The sequence below is a fragment of the Burkholderia sp. MSHR3999 genome (genome assembly GCF_000833595.1).
In the GTDB taxonomy this organism is placed as follows: domain Bacteria; phylum Pseudomonadota; class Gammaproteobacteria; order Burkholderiales; family Burkholderiaceae; genus Burkholderia; species Burkholderia ubonensis.
Genome location: NZ_JRFO01000002.1, coordinates 175,958 through 190,141 on the forward strand (window position 1 = coordinate 175,958; position 14,184 = coordinate 190,141).

Consider the following 14,184-nt stretch of genomic DNA (forward strand, 5'->3'; position numbering starts at 1 on the left):
GCGGGAAACGTTGAAGCGGGCGAAACGGTGCGGAGGTGAGCCGGCGCATCGTGCGCGGCTCACCGATCCGTCGGATCAGGAGGGGCTGCGCGCGAGCGACGCCGCGCCGTGGTGGTTCTCGCCCGGCAGCTCGGCGCCGTGCGAACGGATCGCCGCGACCAGCTCGGCGGGCGTGATTTCGTAACGGACCTCGCGGTGAATGCCGGGCTTGCGCTCGTCGATCTCGATCAGCAGCACGCTCTTGCCGTCGCTGGTCGCTTCGAGTCGCAACGAACGCAGTTCGCGGCCGTCGGCCGGGTCGTGTTCGGTGAGCAGGGTCATTGCCCCGGATGAGCCGGATGTGCGCATCGAACGTATCCTCGTGTCGTGTGTGCCGTAAAGGCGAAGATGTCGCTTTTGCAAACAGCTTGATGGAGTTTAACGCGAACCGGCGGCGAACAAGGAGCATTTTCGTGCGGTGCGAAATCAGGGCGGCACCAGCCATCCGTCTGATGATCTGCGCGGGCCGGGCGGGCGCTGCGATCGCAGCGCCCGGCACATCCGGCCGCGCGCTGCGGAGCGGCGAAGCGCGCGGCGGCCCGGCGGGGCCAGGTCGCCGGTGAAGCCGCGGTGAGCGCCGTTCGGGCCGAGCCCTCCACGGGTCGTGCTCGTCGCCGTCGGCGGCGGCCGTTCAATCGCCGTGCAGCCGGTCGAGGTGCGGCTTGTCGCAGACGTGGAACACGGCGGCCGCGCGAGCGCGTGCATGCAGTTCGCAACGCAGCGCGCCCACCTTGCATGATGTTGCGCATGCAACGAACCACGAACCGCGGGAATGCACGATCCGTCGCGCGATGCAGCGTGATTTCGTCGGTTCGCGACCGTATCCGGCGCGGCGAATTCGGATAAGCTCGACGTTTCCCCCGGCATGCCGCCGACCTCCGACGCAGCCGCAACGTCCGCTTCCCCCGTTTGCCCGATAGCCTCATGACCGACATCACGATCCGACACAGCGAAACGAAGGACATCGACGCGATCCGCCAGATCGCCGCGCACCCCGCGGTCTATGCGAATACGCTGCAAGCGCCGTTTCCGTCGCCGGAGAAATGGCAGGAGCGCATCGAAGGGATACGTCAGAAGGGCTTCAGCCTCGTCGCCGAAATCGACGGCGAGGTGGTCGGCCATCTCGGGATTCAGCCCGAAGCGAATCCGCGCCGCCGCCACGTCGCGGGGTTCGGGCTGATGGTCAAGGCGTCGCATCACGGGCGCGGCATCGGCGGCCGGTTGCTCGCCGCAATGATCGATCTCGCGGAGAACTGGCTGAACGTCACGCGGATCGAGCTGACGGTGTTCGCCGATAATCGGAGCGCGATCGCACTGTACGAAAGGCACGGTTTCCGGATCGAGGGCGAATCGCCGGACTTCGCGTTGCGCGACGGCGTGTATGTCGCCGCGTGTCACATGGCGCGGCTCAAGCGTGACGCCGGCCCGGCGGCCGGCGGCGGTCGCGAATGATCCTGCATGGCGCGCTGCCCATCGCCTGAATCGGTTCCGAACGCAGTCTCGCGCGGCCGCGCGCGTGTTCCGCGGCGTACCGGCATCAACGGAATCGACGCCGTGCCCGACAAGCAGCCTTGTCGACCTGAATGACGTCGATTTGACGTCGCCCCCCACCTTTTCCTTCTTCCCTCCTTCCTCCGTTCCGACGCTTCGTCCCGCGCAGGGCCGGGCGGCGTTCGCGCGCATCGGCATCCGAATTCGAAATGAGATTTTTTAAAGCACCAAATGAGACAAAACGATGGGGTCGAAATTGCTAATTTTTCTATGATTTCGTTTAATGAAAGATTTTCATTTAAATAATGGATTTTGATTGCAAATTTAACCATGTATGACAAATATTTCGGCCGATTTTTACATTTTTTGAAGATTGATCCGTGAGGTAATAAATAGAATCCATTTCCGGTTAGTGCGGAGTTGAATTAAATCGACTCCGATTTATCGATGAAAATAATGGATTCCAATGATGAATAAATGCTATAAAACGATCTGGAACGAATCATCGGGCGCCTGGGTGGCGGTGCAGGAAGGGGCGGCATCGCACGGCAGGGCAGGCGGCCGCAAGCGCGTACGGGGCCTTCGCGTGATTGCGGGTATTGCATTTTCGATTTCCGGATTGACGCTCTCTGCATATTCGGAAGCGCAAACGGCGGTTTCAGGAACTTCCGCTAATGGTGGCGGAGCCGGTTCCGCGGCCAGTGTCGATTCGACTTGTTCGCAGGATTTCGTCGATCGCCGAAATCCCGGCAACCCGTCCAGCGCATCCGGTTCGCAATATATTCTGCAAAACGGCTGCAGTACGGCCATCGGAAATAACGCGAATGCGCAAAAGGCATCGGTGGCAATCGGCGATCGCGCCAGCGCATCGGATTCCGGTATTTCCATCGGCATCGGCGCGAGCACGACGAAGAACTCGGCGATCGCAATCGGCACGGTCGCGCTGGCAACCGGCAACACCAGCTTCGCGCTCGGCCGCCAGTCGGCGGCGACCGCCGATTACGCGACGGCGATCGGCAACGTTGCCTATGCGAGCGGCGAAAGCGGGATCGCGATGGGGCATTCGGCGTTCGCCCAGGGCTATCGGTCGATCGCGATCGGCTCGTCCGATTCGCGGGCGGCGGGCAACGACGGCGTGTCGAGCGGCGCGACCTACAACCCGGCGACGCAGACCCGCGCGAGCGGCATCGCGTCCGTCGCGCTCGGCGCGGGCGCGGTGGCGGCGCCTGACGGCAGCATCGCGCTGGGCGCGAACAGCGTGGGCGCCGCCAACGCGACCGGTCCGGCCCGGTTCAGCGGCGATGCGATCGCGTCCGGCGGCGCGCTGTCGGTCGGCAGCGCGGGGGCGGAGCGGCAGGTCCGCAACGTCGCGGGCGGCACGGCGGGCACGGACGCGGTCAACGTCAACCAGCTGGCCGCGGTCGCCGACAGCGCGGTGCAATACGACGACGCAACCAAGGGCAACGTGACGCTCGGCGGCTCGACGAGCACCGACGGCGGCGTGACGGGCGGCACGAAGCTGACGAACGTGGCGCGCGGCGCCGTATCGGCGACGAGCACCGACGCGGTGAACGGCAGCCAGCTTTATCAGACGAACCAGCAACTGTCGAACGTGAGCACGCAGGTCGCGGGCAACACGTCGAACATCGCGGCGCTCCAGCAGGACGCGCTGCAGTGGAATGCGACGCTCGGCGCGTATGACGCGAGCCACGGCAGCGGCGCGCCGCAGCAGATCGCCAACGTCGCGCAAGGCGTGAAGGGCACCGATGCGGTCAACGTCGATCAGCTGAATGCCGCGGTGAAAACCGGTGTCGGCCAGCTCGATTCGCTCGCCGTGAAGTATGACGATGCGAGCAAGCAGCAGGTTTCGCTCGGCGGCGGCAACGGCGGCGCGCCGGTGCGCGTGACGAACGTCGCGGAAGGCGGCGTCTTGGTCGGCAGCACCGACGCGGTGAACGGCTCGCAACTGCGCCATGCGACCGACGGCGTGGCGGCGGCGCTCGGCGGCGGCGCAACCGCGAACGCGAACGGCTCGATCAATGCGCCGAAGTATGACGTCGGCGGCGCGACCTTCAACAACGTCGGCGACGCGCTCGGCAATCTCGACACTCGCGTGGCGGGCAACACGACGACGATCCAGAACCACGAAACCCGCCTCGGCAACGCGGAAACGAACCTCGCCAACAACACGACGGCGATTTCGGGCTTGCAGAAGGATGCGCTGCAATTCGATCCGGGCGTCGGCGCGTACAACGCGGCGCGCGGCGGCGTGGCGACGCAGATCACCAACGTGGCGGACGGCGGCATCGCGGCAGGCAGCACGGACGCCGTGAATGGCGGCCAGTTGTACGGCGTGAAATCGGCCCTCGAGCAGCAGATCACGAACGTGTCGAACCAGGCCGGCGAAGCCGTGAAGAACGTCGTGAAATACGACGTGGACACGAACGGCAACCGTCTGAATTCCGTTTCGCTCGTCGGCGGCGACGCCGCGTCGCCCGTCGTGCTGAAGAACGTCGCGGCCGGCGTGGACGATACCGATGCGGTGAACGTGAAGCAGCTGAAGAGCGTGCAGTCGAGCGTCAACCAGTTGGGCGCGATGGCCGTCACGTACGACGACGCCTCGAAGGGCGTCATCACGCTCGGCGGCGGCGCCGGCGGCACGAGGATCACGAACGTGCAGGCCGGTACGCTCAGCGCAACCAGCACGGACGCCGTGAACGGCGCGCAACTTCACGCGACGAATCAGCAGGTCGCGAAGAACACGACCGACATCACGAACCTGCAGGAGAGCGTGACCAACGTCACGAACGGCAAGGCGGGCCTCGTGCAGCAGCAGGACCCGAACGGCCAGGTCACGGTCGGCGCGGGCACCGGCGGCACGTCGGTGAACTTCGCCAACAGCGCCAACGCGGATCGCGTGCTGACGGGCGTGGCGGCGGGCGTCAACAACAACGACGCCGTGAACGTCGGCCAGCTCAACAGCGTGCTCAAGGACGTCAGGACCAACCAGGAGATCAAGGCCGCCGCCACCGATGCGAATACGAGCTGGATCGCGCACGCGGATGCGGGCGCGTTCGGGGCGACGGCAACCGCGAGCGGCAAGAACGCCGTCGCGGTCGGCCAGGGCTCGGTCGCGGATCGCGACAATTCGTTCTCGGTCGGCGCGAAGGGCAACGAGCGCCAGGTCACCAACGTCGCGGCCGGTACGGCGCCGACCGATGCGGTGAACGTGCAGCAGCTGAACGACAACGTCGCCGCCGCGTCGGCGGCATCGCGCGGCTACACGGATCAACGCATCGGCCAGGTCTACAACGACCTGAACACCGTCAAGAAGGACATGTTCGGCGGCGTTGCGTCGGCGATGGCGGTGGCCGGTCTTCCGCAACCGACTGCGCCGGGGCGCTCGATGGTGTCGGCAGCCACGGCGAACTACCGCGGCCAGCAAGGTTTCGCGGCGGGCTACTCGTACCTGACGCAAAACGACAAGTGGGTCGTCAAGGCGTCCGTGACGGGCAACAGCCGCTCGGACTTCGGTGCGGTCGTCGGCGCGGGCTACCAGTTCTGACGCAGGCCGACTCGTGACGACGCGTTTCCGTCGAGTGCGTGGCCCGCCGATGTTGCGTGCCCGTTCGGGCGAGCAATGTTTCTGCGCGCTGCAGCAAAGGGCCTAACGCCGGATTGGCTGCACAATCCCGCCGCCGGTCGCCTCTCGTGCAACCCGGCAGCCGCAGCGCTCCGTCGCTCGGCGCATCCGTCGGGATCGAACGGGACGCGATCGCGGCGCTCGCGATCAGCGTGCATGGGCGCTCGACGGGAGCGGGTGCCGGGTGTGTCGCCGGTATGTCGCCGGGTGTGGCGATTACCCGGCTCTGCCGGCGACGGCAGCGGATTGTTCGGGCCGCTGCCGTTCGCTTCACCGGCCGCACGCATCGCGTGCATTCCCCGGACGATCGTGCCGCGATGACTGAGAGCGGCGCATGCAGGCCGGCCATGGAGCAACGGCTTGCGGCGCCGGATTCGCGGCGCTGGACCGTGGTTCTGCGCGTCGGCGGCCGTGCTGCGCCGCCGCCCACGATTCACGGCAAGAAGGATCGCAATAGAAAACGGAAATGCGAGGGGATCATGGCTTCCGGGGAAGTCTTTCTATCGACCGAACGCGTCGAGCCGGCGCTGCGTGACGAATACTGGCGCCAGGTCACGCGGCCCATCGTCGACACGACGCCGATTGCCGGACACGGGGACGCGCGGCTGGCCGGGACGCTGGCGTCGCGGATGCTCGGCGAGCTGCTGATGTCGCGCACGTCGTTCAATGCGCAGCAATACCGGCGCGACCGCCGGACCATCCAGCAGAGCGGCTTCGACCAGTACGTCGTGCAGCTCGTGCGCTCGGGCTCGCTCGTCGGCGATTTCAACGGCGTCGAGGTTCGCGCGTGCCCGGGCGACATCTACATCATCGATCTCGGCCAGCCGATGTGCAGCCGCGTGGACGCGGGCGAGAGCGTCGCCGTGTTCGTGCCGCGCGAGGGGCTCGAGAAGGCATCGGGCGGGCGCGACCTGCACGGCGTGGTGCTGCATGCGAACCGGGCGATCACGCGTCTGCTGGCCGATTATCTGGTGGGCATGTACGAGCTGGGCGAGCAGGCGTCGCCGGCGCAGGCGATCGCGGTGCAGGATGCGATGGTGGCGCTGCTCGCGGCCGCGCTCGCCGAGGCGGCCGCGCCGGCCGGCCGGCGGCCGGTCACGCATGGCGCCGCGCTGCGCCGGCGGATCGTCCAGCACATCTCGCAACACGTCACCGATCGCGACCTGAGTCCCGACACGCTGATGACGCACTTCCGCATTTCGCGCGCGCACCTGTACCGGGTGTTCGAGGCGGACGGCGGCGTCGCGCGCTTCATTCGCGACCGGCGTCTTGATCTCGCGTATCGGGCGCTCGTCGATCCGCGCTCGAATGGGCAGACGATCAAGGAAGTCGCGTTCCGCTACGGCTTTTCGAGCAGCGACATGCTGGTGCGGGCGATGCGCCAGCGCTTCGGCGCAACCGCGCGCGAGATTCGCACCGAGCACGGCGAGCACTTCGAGGCCGCCCATGACCTGTCGAGCCTGCACGTGCACTTCGCGCGCCATGCGGTGCCCGTGATCCCGCTGCAGGGAGGGCGGGACTGAAGGCGGCAAGCGCGGGTGCGCGGCAAAAAAGAAGCCACGCGAAGGTGGCTCAAGAATGGCACAAATATTCCCGGGCGCGGGGAGCGTCCGGGTGCGGAATTGTCACATTCTTTCTGCACCGGTTGAATCACGGCACGCTTCGATTTGTCTCGTGTTTACCCTGATGACGTCCCATATCGACGCGATGCGGATTCAGGCCGCTGCCTCGGGCAGGCGTGCGTGAATTTTCGACGGCGCAACGATACACGGCTCAATGCAGCCGAATATTTCAGGTTTCGATTCGCGCGAATGCCGGAGTGAAGCCACTTCATATCCATTCGAGAATTCAATCGTTTTCTTCTGGATGCACGATCCGTATCGTTCTACGATTTGTCGGCCTGGCGGTTGTCGGATGCCGGATGCCTGCCAAATATTGGGAATGCCGGTGTCGATGCGCCGGCGTTCGAGCATGGAATGCCGCGCACGCGCGGCCGTCACGATCAACGGAGACCGCATCGATGCAAACCTCTCTTCGGAAACTGGCCGCCGCGTGGCTGCTCGCGACGGCAAGCGCGGCATACGCGGCCGACGCGCCGCGCGAGCCGGTGCACGTGCCGCCCGGCATCGCGTGGCAGCAGGGCGACGTCGACGCCGCGTTCGCGCTCGCGAAGCGGACCGGCAAGCCGCTGCTGCTGTACTGGGGCGCGGTGTGGTGCCCGTCGTGCAATCAGGTGAAGTCGACGGTTTTCAGCCAGCAGGCGTTCCGGGCGCGCTCGTCGTTCTTCGTGCCGGTCTATCTCGACGGCGACACCGAGAGTGCGCAGAAGGTCGGCGAACGCTTCAAGGTGCACGGCTATCCGACGATGATCCTGTTTCGCCCGGACGGCACCGAGGTTACGCGGCTGCCGGGCGAGGCCGATCTCGACCGCTACATGCGGGCGCTGTCGCTCGGCATGAACGCCGCGCACCCGGTGCGGCAGACGCTCGCGAACGCGCTGAAGGGCGGCGCCCCGGTGACGCGCGACGAGTGGCGTATGCTGGCCGACTACTCGTGGGAGACCGACGGCGCGCTGCCGGTGCCGGGCGAGCGCGTCGCGGAAACGCTGCAGACGCTCGCGCAACGCGCGCGCGCCGCCGGCGCGACGGGCGATGCGCAGCGGCTCGAGCTGAAGTCCGTGGTGATCGCGGCGTCGGGCGATCCGGCGCAGGCCGGCGCGCTCGACAAGGCGGCGGGCGCCGACGTGCTGCGCACGGTGCTGCGCGATGCCGCGCTGTCGCGCGCCAATGCCGACGTGCTGGTTGCGGCGCCCGCGGGCGTCGTCGCGTATCTCGGCGGCGACGACGCCCGGCGCGCGGAGTTGCGCGCCGCATACGACGCGGCGCTCGCGCGACTGTCGGTCGAGCGCACGCTGTCGTCGATCGATCGCCTGATGGCGCTGCACGGGCGCGTGCTGCTCGCGCGCGGCGACGCGCGCAAGGGCGCGCCGCTCGATGCGCCGGCGCTCGTCGCGCCGGTGCGCCGCCAAACGGCTGCGGCGATCCAGGGCGCGGCGAACGTCTATGAACGTCAGGCGCTGATCAGCGAGGCGGCCGACACGCTCACCGACGCCGGGCTGCTCGACGAATCCGATACGCTGCTGAACGCCGAATTGCCGCGCTCGGCGACGCCCTATTACTTCATGTCCGGGCTTGCCGCCAATGCGAAGGCGCGCGGCGACAAGGCCGCGGCGCTCGACTGGTACCGCAAAGCCTACGACAGCGCGACGGGGACCGCGACGCGGCTGCGCTGGGGCGCCACCTATTTCGCGAACGCGGTCGAGCTTGCGCCGGACGACGCGGCGCGGATCGAAGGCATCGCGAGCAGCGTGCTCGCGCAGGCCGGGCAGACCCGGGACGCGTTCTATGGCGCGAACCTGCGTGCGCTGACGAAGGTGGTCGCGCAGCTGACGCGCTGGCATAACGGCGGCGCGCACGATACGTCGGTCAGGTCGGTGGTGAAGCAATTCGACGGCGTATGCGGGAAGCTGCCGGCGGGCGACCCGCAGGCGGCCACGTGCGAGCGGCTGATTCAGCCGGTGAAGGCGTAGGGTTCGTCGGCGTGTGCGTTTGCGTCTGCGTCGGCGTGCGATGCGTGCGAGTCGTATCCACGGGTAACATGGGCGTCTTTCCGCGCGCCGGACCAACATGATCGGTCCGGCGCGACGGCGGTTTCAACCACGACCATGACGCCATGCCACATCTGACGCTTGAATACTCCGGCAACCTCGACGGGTTCGATGCCGACGCGACGCTTGTCGCGCTCAACGAAGCGCTCGCGGGTTCCGGACATTTCATTGAACTCGACATCAAGAGCCGCGCGACCCGCTTCGACGATTTCGTCATCGGCACGGCGAGCGCGCCGCGCGCGTTCGCACACGCGAAACTCGCGATCCTGAGCGGCCGGTCCGCCGACGTGAAGCGCGCCCTGTCCGAGCGGGTGTTGTCGGTATTGGCGCAATGCTGCCGCGCGCCGTCCGGAACGCATCTGCAGTTGAGCGTGGAAATACTCGACCTCGAGCGCGAGACTTACGCGAAGGCGATCGTCGAGCCGCGTTGACCGGGGCGTGCGGCAGGAGGGAACGGCAGGATGTCGCAGGCTGAACCGCTGCCTGGATCGATGACGCCGCCTTCAGCCGAGGAACCGGCTGAAGGCGGCGTCGCGCTTACACGAGCCCCGTCGTGTAATACACCGCGATCACGAAGAACACCGCGAGCGTCTTGATGATCGTCACCGCGAAGATGTCGCGATACGACTCGCGGTGCGTGAGGCCCGTCACCGCGAGCAGCGTGATCACCGCGCCGTTGTGCGGCAGCGTGTCCATGCCGCCGCTGGCCATCGCGACGATTCGGTGCAGCACGTCCATCGGGATGTTCGCTGCCTGCGCGCCCTTGATGAACAGGTCCGACATCGCGGCGAGCGCGATGCTCATGCCGCCCGACGCCGAGCCCGTGATGCCGGCAAGCGAGCTGACCGACACGGCCGCGTTGACGAGCGGGTTCGGAATGCTCTTCAGCGCGTCGCCGACGACGAGGAAGCCCGGCAGCGCGGCGATCACGCCGCCGAAGCCGTATTCGGACGCGGTGTTCATCGCGGCGAGCAGCGCGCCGCCCACCGCTGCCTTCGACCCGGCCGCGAAACGTTCGCTGACGCGCTTGAACGCGGTGACGACGACGAGCAGGATGCCGAGCAGCAGCGCGGCCTCGACCGACCAGATCGCGACGACCGTCTTGATCGATGTCGTCACCGGCGTATGCACGCCCGGCAGCACGTCGGGCGCGACCGTGTACGACGCGGCGCCGTACCACGTCGGGATCAGCTTGGTGAGCGCGAAGTTCGACACGCCGACGAGGATCAGCGGCAGGATCGCGAGGAACGGGCTCGGCAGCGATTCGGTCGCGACGCGCTCCGGCTCGTTGACGAGCGACGTGCCGTAGCCTTCGCCCTTCGCCATCGCGGTGCGGCGGCGCCATTCGAGATATGAGAGGCCGACGACGATGATGAACAGCGAGCCGATCGTGCCGAGCGCCGGAGCGGCCCACGCGGTCGTCTTGAAGAACGTGGTCGGGATGATGTTCTGGATCTGCGGCGTGCCGGGCAGCGAATCCATCGTGAACGAGAACGCGCCGAGCGCGATCGCGCCGGGCATCAGCCGCTTCGGAATGTTGCTCTGGCGGTACAGCTCGGCCGCGAACGGGTAGACCGCGAACACGACGACGAACAGCGACACGCCGCCATAGGTGAGCAGCGCGCACACCGCGACGATCACCGCATTCGCGCGCGAGCGCCCGATGTAGCGGATTGCCGCGTGGACGATCGACTCGGAGAAGCCGGACAGCTCGATCACCTTGCCGAACACGGCGCCGAGCATGAACACCGGGAAATACAGTTTGACGAAGCCGACCATCTTCTCCATGAAGATGCCGGAGAAGACCGGCGCGACGGCGGCCGGCTCGGTCATCAGGACCGCGCCGAGCGCGGCGATCGGCGCGAACAGGATCACGCTGTAGCCGCGGTACGCGGCGAACATCAGGAACGCCAGCGCGGCGAGGACGATCACGAAGGACAAGAGAGTCTCCTAATGGCTTTGGTTTTGTTCGGTCGCGCGGCGCGCCGCGGACCGGCTCAGGTTCGTGCAGGTTTCGTGCCATCGGCCGCGATGCGCCGCCGGACGCGGGTCTGCCGGTGGCCGGCGGGCCCACGCCGGCCAATCTTCAGGCGATTCTACATAAATCGTCTCTGCGTGGAGACGAATTTCCCGCCCGGACGACCTGGACATGCTTGCCGAACGTGAGCGGGCAAGGCATTGCGGGCAGTCTCCGGAATGAGATAATCCGTCTCGTTCTGGAGACAGTCCCGGACGATACCCAAAAGCAATACACGGAGACGACGACACGATGATGAACGACTGGCCCCGCTTGCCCGTCGATTACGGCGACGTGCTGCTGCGCGCCGCCGAATCGCTGTTCAGGACGTTCGAGGATTCGAGCGCCGGCACGCTGATCGTCGACCGTGACGCGCGCATCGTGTGGATGAACGAGCGCTATGCGGCGCGTTTCGGTTTCGCCGATCCGCAGCAGGCGGTCGGCCTCGATTGCGAGGCGGTGATCCCGCACAGCCTGATGCGCGAGGTCGTGTCGACCGGGCAGCCGATCCTGCTCGACATCATGGAGACGGGCCGCGAGCCGCTCGTCGTGACCCGCCTGCCGTTGAAGAACGAGGCGGGCGAGACGGTCGGCGCGATCGGCTTCGCGCTGTTCGACCAGTTGAAGACGCTCACGCCGATCTTTTCCCGTTACGTGCAGCTGCAGCAGCAACTGCTCGCGACGCAGCGTTCGCTTGCACAGGCGCGTCGCGCGAAATACACGTTCGCGAGCTTCGTCGGCACGAGCCCGGCGAGCCTCGAGACGAAGCGCCAGGCGCGCCGCGCCGCGCAGGTCGATTCGCCGGTGCTGCTGCTCGGCGAAACCGGCACCGGCAAGGAGCTGCTCGCGCACGCGATCCATGCGGCGTCGGCGCGTGCGCTCCAGCCGCTCGTGACGGTCAACGTCGCCGCGATCCCCGATGCGCTGCTCGAGACCGAGTTCTTCGGCGCGGCGCCCGGCGCCTATACGGGCGCCGACCGCAAGGGGCGGGTCGGCAAGTTCGAGCTGGCCGACCGCGGCACGCTGTTCCTCGACGAGATCGGCGACATGCCGCTGCCGCTGCAGGGCAAGCTGCTGCGCGTGCTGCAGGACAAGGAATTCGAGCCCGTCGGCTCGAACCGCATCGTGCGCGCCGACGTGCGGATCATCGCGGCGACCTCGGCCGACCTGCCCGCGCTCGTGGCGGCCGGCCGCTTTCGCGCCGATCTCTATTACCGGCTCAACGTGCTGACGATTCACGCGCCGCCGCTGCGCGAGCGCGCGTCCGACATCGCGGCGCTCGTCTACGCGACGCTCGAGGAGCTCGCTGCCCAGCACGGGCGCGCCGCGCACTGCGAGCTCACCGACGATGCGCTGCGGATGCTGTGCGCGTATCCGTGGCCCGGCAACGTGCGCGAACTGCGCAATACGCTCGAGCGCGCGCTGATGCTGTCCGACCGCTCGGTGATCGACGCACGGGCGCTCGCGCCGTTTCTCGGGCCTGCGCGCGCGCAGCCCGACGGCATGCCGCCCGCGCAGGCGGAGGCCGAACCTGAAGCAGGCGCGGCGCCTGCCGCATCCGCCGTGTCGTACGCGGACGCGTTGGCGGCATGGGAGCGCCAGTTCCTCGCCGACGCGCTCACCGCATGCAACGGCAAGGTGGTGGACGCCGCCGCACGCGTCGGCATCGGGCGCGCGACGTTTTACAAGAAGCTGGCGGCGCTGGGCATCGACTAGCGCGCGCGTTTCCGGCGCGGCTCGAACGAGGAGGCGACGATGAAGCGAACCTGCATCGCGTGGTGGCTGGGCGTGACGCTGGCGGCGTCCGCGCTGGCGGCATCCGTGCTCGCGCAACCGGATGCGGCGGGCGAACAGACGATGCGACGCAATTGGTACAACGACCCGTTCGTCGCGCTCTCGCGCGACGTCGCCGAATGCCCGTTGCCGCTCGGGCCGTGGATGACCCGCGCGGAGATGGAGGACGACGCGCATTACCGCGCCGAGCGCGGCACGACCTGCTGGCTCGCGCATCGCTGCACGAAGCCGAATTCGTATATGTACGACGCGCCGATCGCGGCTGCGGCGAAGGCGCGCTTCGCCGGCGCGACGCGGCTGAGCGGCACGAGCCTGTGGATCACCGTGCAGCGGCGCTTCGTCTACGTGGAAGGGTGTGCGGACGCGTCGTTCGATCGCGCGGCGCTGCAACGCGAATTGGCGGCGCTGCCCGACGTCGAGCAGGTTTTCGTTCGCATCACAGACGATCCGCGCCGGTCGGTGCCGTACAAGACCCGCGCGCAACCCGACCGGGCGCCGAATTGACGAGCGTGCAGGGGCGCATGGCATACTCGCGACATTTAAAAAAAGGTTGACGGAAAGAACAATGAAACACATGCTTGCGTCGGTCTGTCGAAGGCCCGACGCGTTGTTGCGGCGGGCCGGGGCGATTGTCTTGCTGGCGGTGCTCGGGGGATGCGGCGGAAGTGCTCCGCTATTTACTTCGGATGGCCGTCCGACCACGTTGGTGCAATGCACGAGCGGCGATTCATGGGGCAATTGCATGGACAACGCGCGCGCCACCTGCAACGGTGAATTCGACGTGCTTCAGCAATCGGTCGACGGCGGCGTGCGGAGTCTTCTCTTCGCATGCAAGAGAAAAAGCGGTTATTGATCCCGTTTTCTCAGCCGGAGAAATCTCCCGATCGCGCAGACCCCTTTTCTATTTGCTTCGAGTCACCTATTTTTCATAAATAACACTCAGGGAATCCCATCCATATGGCGACCTACCGGCAACTGACAGCGCAACTCGAAAAACTTCAGCAGAAGATCGATAAGGAACGCGAAAAGGCGATCGCCGACGCGATCGCTGCGATCCGGGCGAAGATCGAGGAATTCGACATTACGCCGGAGGAACTCGGCTTCCGTTCCACGGGCGCCCCTGTCAAGGCCAAGCGTCCGCTGCCGCCGAAATATCGCCATCCGAAGACCGGCGAAACGTGGAGCGGCCGCGGCCGCGCGCCGGCATGGCTCGGCAAGAACCGCGCGCGTTTCCTGATCAAGGACTGATTCCCGAAAAGTCTCACCTTTCCCGCGCTGACTGACGGTGCGCATGGCCGGATGGCCATCGCACCGTTTTGTTTTGGTGCGCGCGCCGATCAATTGAATCCCCCGAAGCGTGGCGCGCTGCTGCGCGATTGCCGCGTGCCGTTTCGGCAAATCACCGCGATTTATCCACGTTTCGCGCCGATTTCCGGTAAACCGCCGCGCAATCGCGTGTCGCATGTGCGTATCCGCAGGCGAATTGCGCGGTGCATGCGCCGACGATGTTTCCATCACCTTTCGCCGTTTCGC

12 protein-coding genes are annotated in these 14,184 nt (G+C 66.8%); 9 read left to right on the plus strand and 3 right to left on the minus strand.

Translation table 11 applies throughout. From position 1 onward, the window contains the following. Positions 1 to 75: 75 nt before the first annotated feature. Complete coding sequence (locus KY49_RS11555) at positions 76 to 348, minus strand: hypothetical protein (protein WP_010095979.1); 273 nt, start codon at positions 346 to 348, stop codon at positions 76 to 78. Between the two features lie 615 nt (positions 349 to 963). Here KY49_RS11555 and KY49_RS11560 point away from each other — a divergent pair. The 3 genes from KY49_RS11560 (at position 964) to KY49_RS11570 (ending at position 6,696) form a co-directional block, all read left to right on the plus strand. Continuing rightward, entirely contained in the window at positions 964 to 1,491 is a 528-nt protein-coding gene (locus tag KY49_RS11560) for a GNAT family N-acetyltransferase (RefSeq protein ID WP_042584808.1), read from the plus strand. A gap of 508 nt (positions 1,492 to 1,999) precedes the next feature. Then, positions 2,000 to 5,095, plus strand: coding sequence for a YadA-like family protein (locus KY49_RS11565; RefSeq protein WP_082062336.1), 3,096 nt, complete (start codon positions 2,000 to 2,002; stop codon positions 5,093 to 5,095). Positions 5,096 to 5,652: 557 nt separating this feature from the next. Beyond that, a complete protein-coding gene (locus KY49_RS11570) occupies positions 5,653 to 6,696 on the plus strand; it encodes a helix-turn-helix domain-containing protein (protein ID WP_042584809.1) in 1,044 nt (347 codons plus the stop codon). Positions 6,697 to 6,888: 192 nt separating this feature from the next. Here the strand turns inward: KY49_RS11570 and KY49_RS37090 are convergent, their stop codons facing one another. Beyond that, entirely contained in the window at positions 6,889 to 7,179 is a 291-nt protein-coding gene (locus tag KY49_RS37090) for a hypothetical protein (protein ID WP_156162482.1), read from the minus strand. 14 nt (positions 7,180 to 7,193) lie between these two features. On the opposite strand from KY49_RS37090, the gene KY49_RS11575 reads away from it, so the two are divergent. Together KY49_RS11575 and KY49_RS11580 are read left to right on the plus strand one after the other, a co-directional pair. Then, entirely contained in the window at positions 7,194 to 8,762 is a 1,569-nt protein-coding gene (locus KY49_RS11575; RefSeq protein ID WP_042584810.1) for a thioredoxin family protein, read from the plus strand. A gap of 143 nt (positions 8,763 to 8,905) precedes the next feature. Beyond that, complete coding sequence (locus KY49_RS11580) at positions 8,906 to 9,271, plus strand: 5-carboxymethyl-2-hydroxymuconate Delta-isomerase (protein ID WP_042584811.1); 366 nt, start codon at positions 8,906 to 8,908, stop codon at positions 9,269 to 9,271. A 106-nt stretch (positions 9,272 to 9,377) separates the two neighbouring features. Here the strand turns inward: KY49_RS11580 and KY49_RS11585 are convergent, their stop codons facing one another. Beyond that, the gene (locus KY49_RS11585; protein WP_042584812.1) at positions 9,378 to 10,781 is read right to left on the minus strand and encodes a GntP family permease; all 1,404 of its coding nucleotides are present in this window, start codon (positions 10,779 to 10,781) and stop codon (positions 9,378 to 9,380) included. 328 nt (positions 10,782 to 11,109) lie between these two features. On the opposite strand from KY49_RS11585, the gene KY49_RS11590 reads away from it, so the two are divergent. From KY49_RS11590 to KY49_RS11605, 4 genes are all read left to right on the plus strand, one after another. Beyond that, positions 11,110 to 12,573 carry a sigma-54 interaction domain-containing protein gene (locus KY49_RS11590; RefSeq protein WP_042584813.1) on the plus strand — a complete coding sequence of 488 codons (1,464 nt, stop codon included), beginning with the start codon at positions 11,110 to 11,112 and terminating at the stop codon, positions 12,571 to 12,573. Between the two features lie 39 nt (positions 12,574 to 12,612). Next, on the plus strand, positions 12,613 to 13,155 hold the full coding sequence (locus KY49_RS11595; protein ID WP_042584814.1) for a hypothetical protein: 543 nt from the start codon (positions 12,613 to 12,615) through the stop codon (positions 13,153 to 13,155). 61 nt (positions 13,156 to 13,216) lie between these two features. Beyond that, positions 13,217 to 13,504 (plus strand): hypothetical protein, encoded by a 288-nt coding sequence (locus KY49_RS11600; protein WP_175550693.1) that lies wholly within the window; start codon positions 13,217 to 13,219, stop codon positions 13,502 to 13,504. Positions 13,505 to 13,608: 104 nt separating this feature from the next. Further along, complete coding sequence (locus KY49_RS11605) at positions 13,609 to 13,899, plus strand: H-NS histone family protein (RefSeq protein WP_010090142.1); 291 nt, start codon at positions 13,609 to 13,611, stop codon at positions 13,897 to 13,899. The last annotated feature ends 285 nt before the right edge of the window (positions 13,900 to 14,184 follow it).

Bases quoted from the DNA above. Each gene is read 5' to 3' on its own strand.
- KY49_RS11560 (WP_042584808.1), top strand. From the start codon at position 964: ATGACCGACATCACGATCCGACACAGCGAAACGAAGGACATCGACGCG.
- KY49_RS11565 (WP_082062336.1), top strand. From the start codon at position 2,000: ATGAATAAATGCTATAAAACGATCTGGAACGAATCATCGGGCGCCTGG.
- KY49_RS11570 (WP_042584809.1), top strand. From the start codon at position 5,653: ATGGCTTCCGGGGAAGTCTTTCTATCGACCGAACGCGTCGAGCCGGCG.
- KY49_RS11580 (WP_042584811.1), top strand. From the start codon at position 8,906: ATGCCACATCTGACGCTTGAATACTCCGGCAACCTCGACGGGTTCGAT.
- KY49_RS11590 (WP_042584813.1), top strand. From the start codon at position 11,110: ATGATGAACGACTGGCCCCGCTTGCCCGTCGATTACGGCGACGTGCTG.
- KY49_RS11555 (WP_010095979.1), bottom strand. From the start codon at position 348: ATGCGCACATCCGGCTCATCCGGGGCAATGACCCTGCTCACCGAACAC.
- KY49_RS11575 (WP_042584810.1), top strand. From the start codon at position 7,194: ATGCAAACCTCTCTTCGGAAACTGGCCGCCGCGTGGCTGCTCGCGACG.
- KY49_RS11600 (WP_175550693.1), top strand. From the start codon at position 13,217: ATGAAACACATGCTTGCGTCGGTCTGTCGAAGGCCCGACGCGTTGTTG.
- KY49_RS11605 (WP_010090142.1), top strand. From the start codon at position 13,609: ATGGCGACCTACCGGCAACTGACAGCGCAACTCGAAAAACTTCAGCAG.
- KY49_RS11595 (WP_042584814.1), top strand. From the start codon at position 12,613: ATGAAGCGAACCTGCATCGCGTGGTGGCTGGGCGTGACGCTGGCGGCG.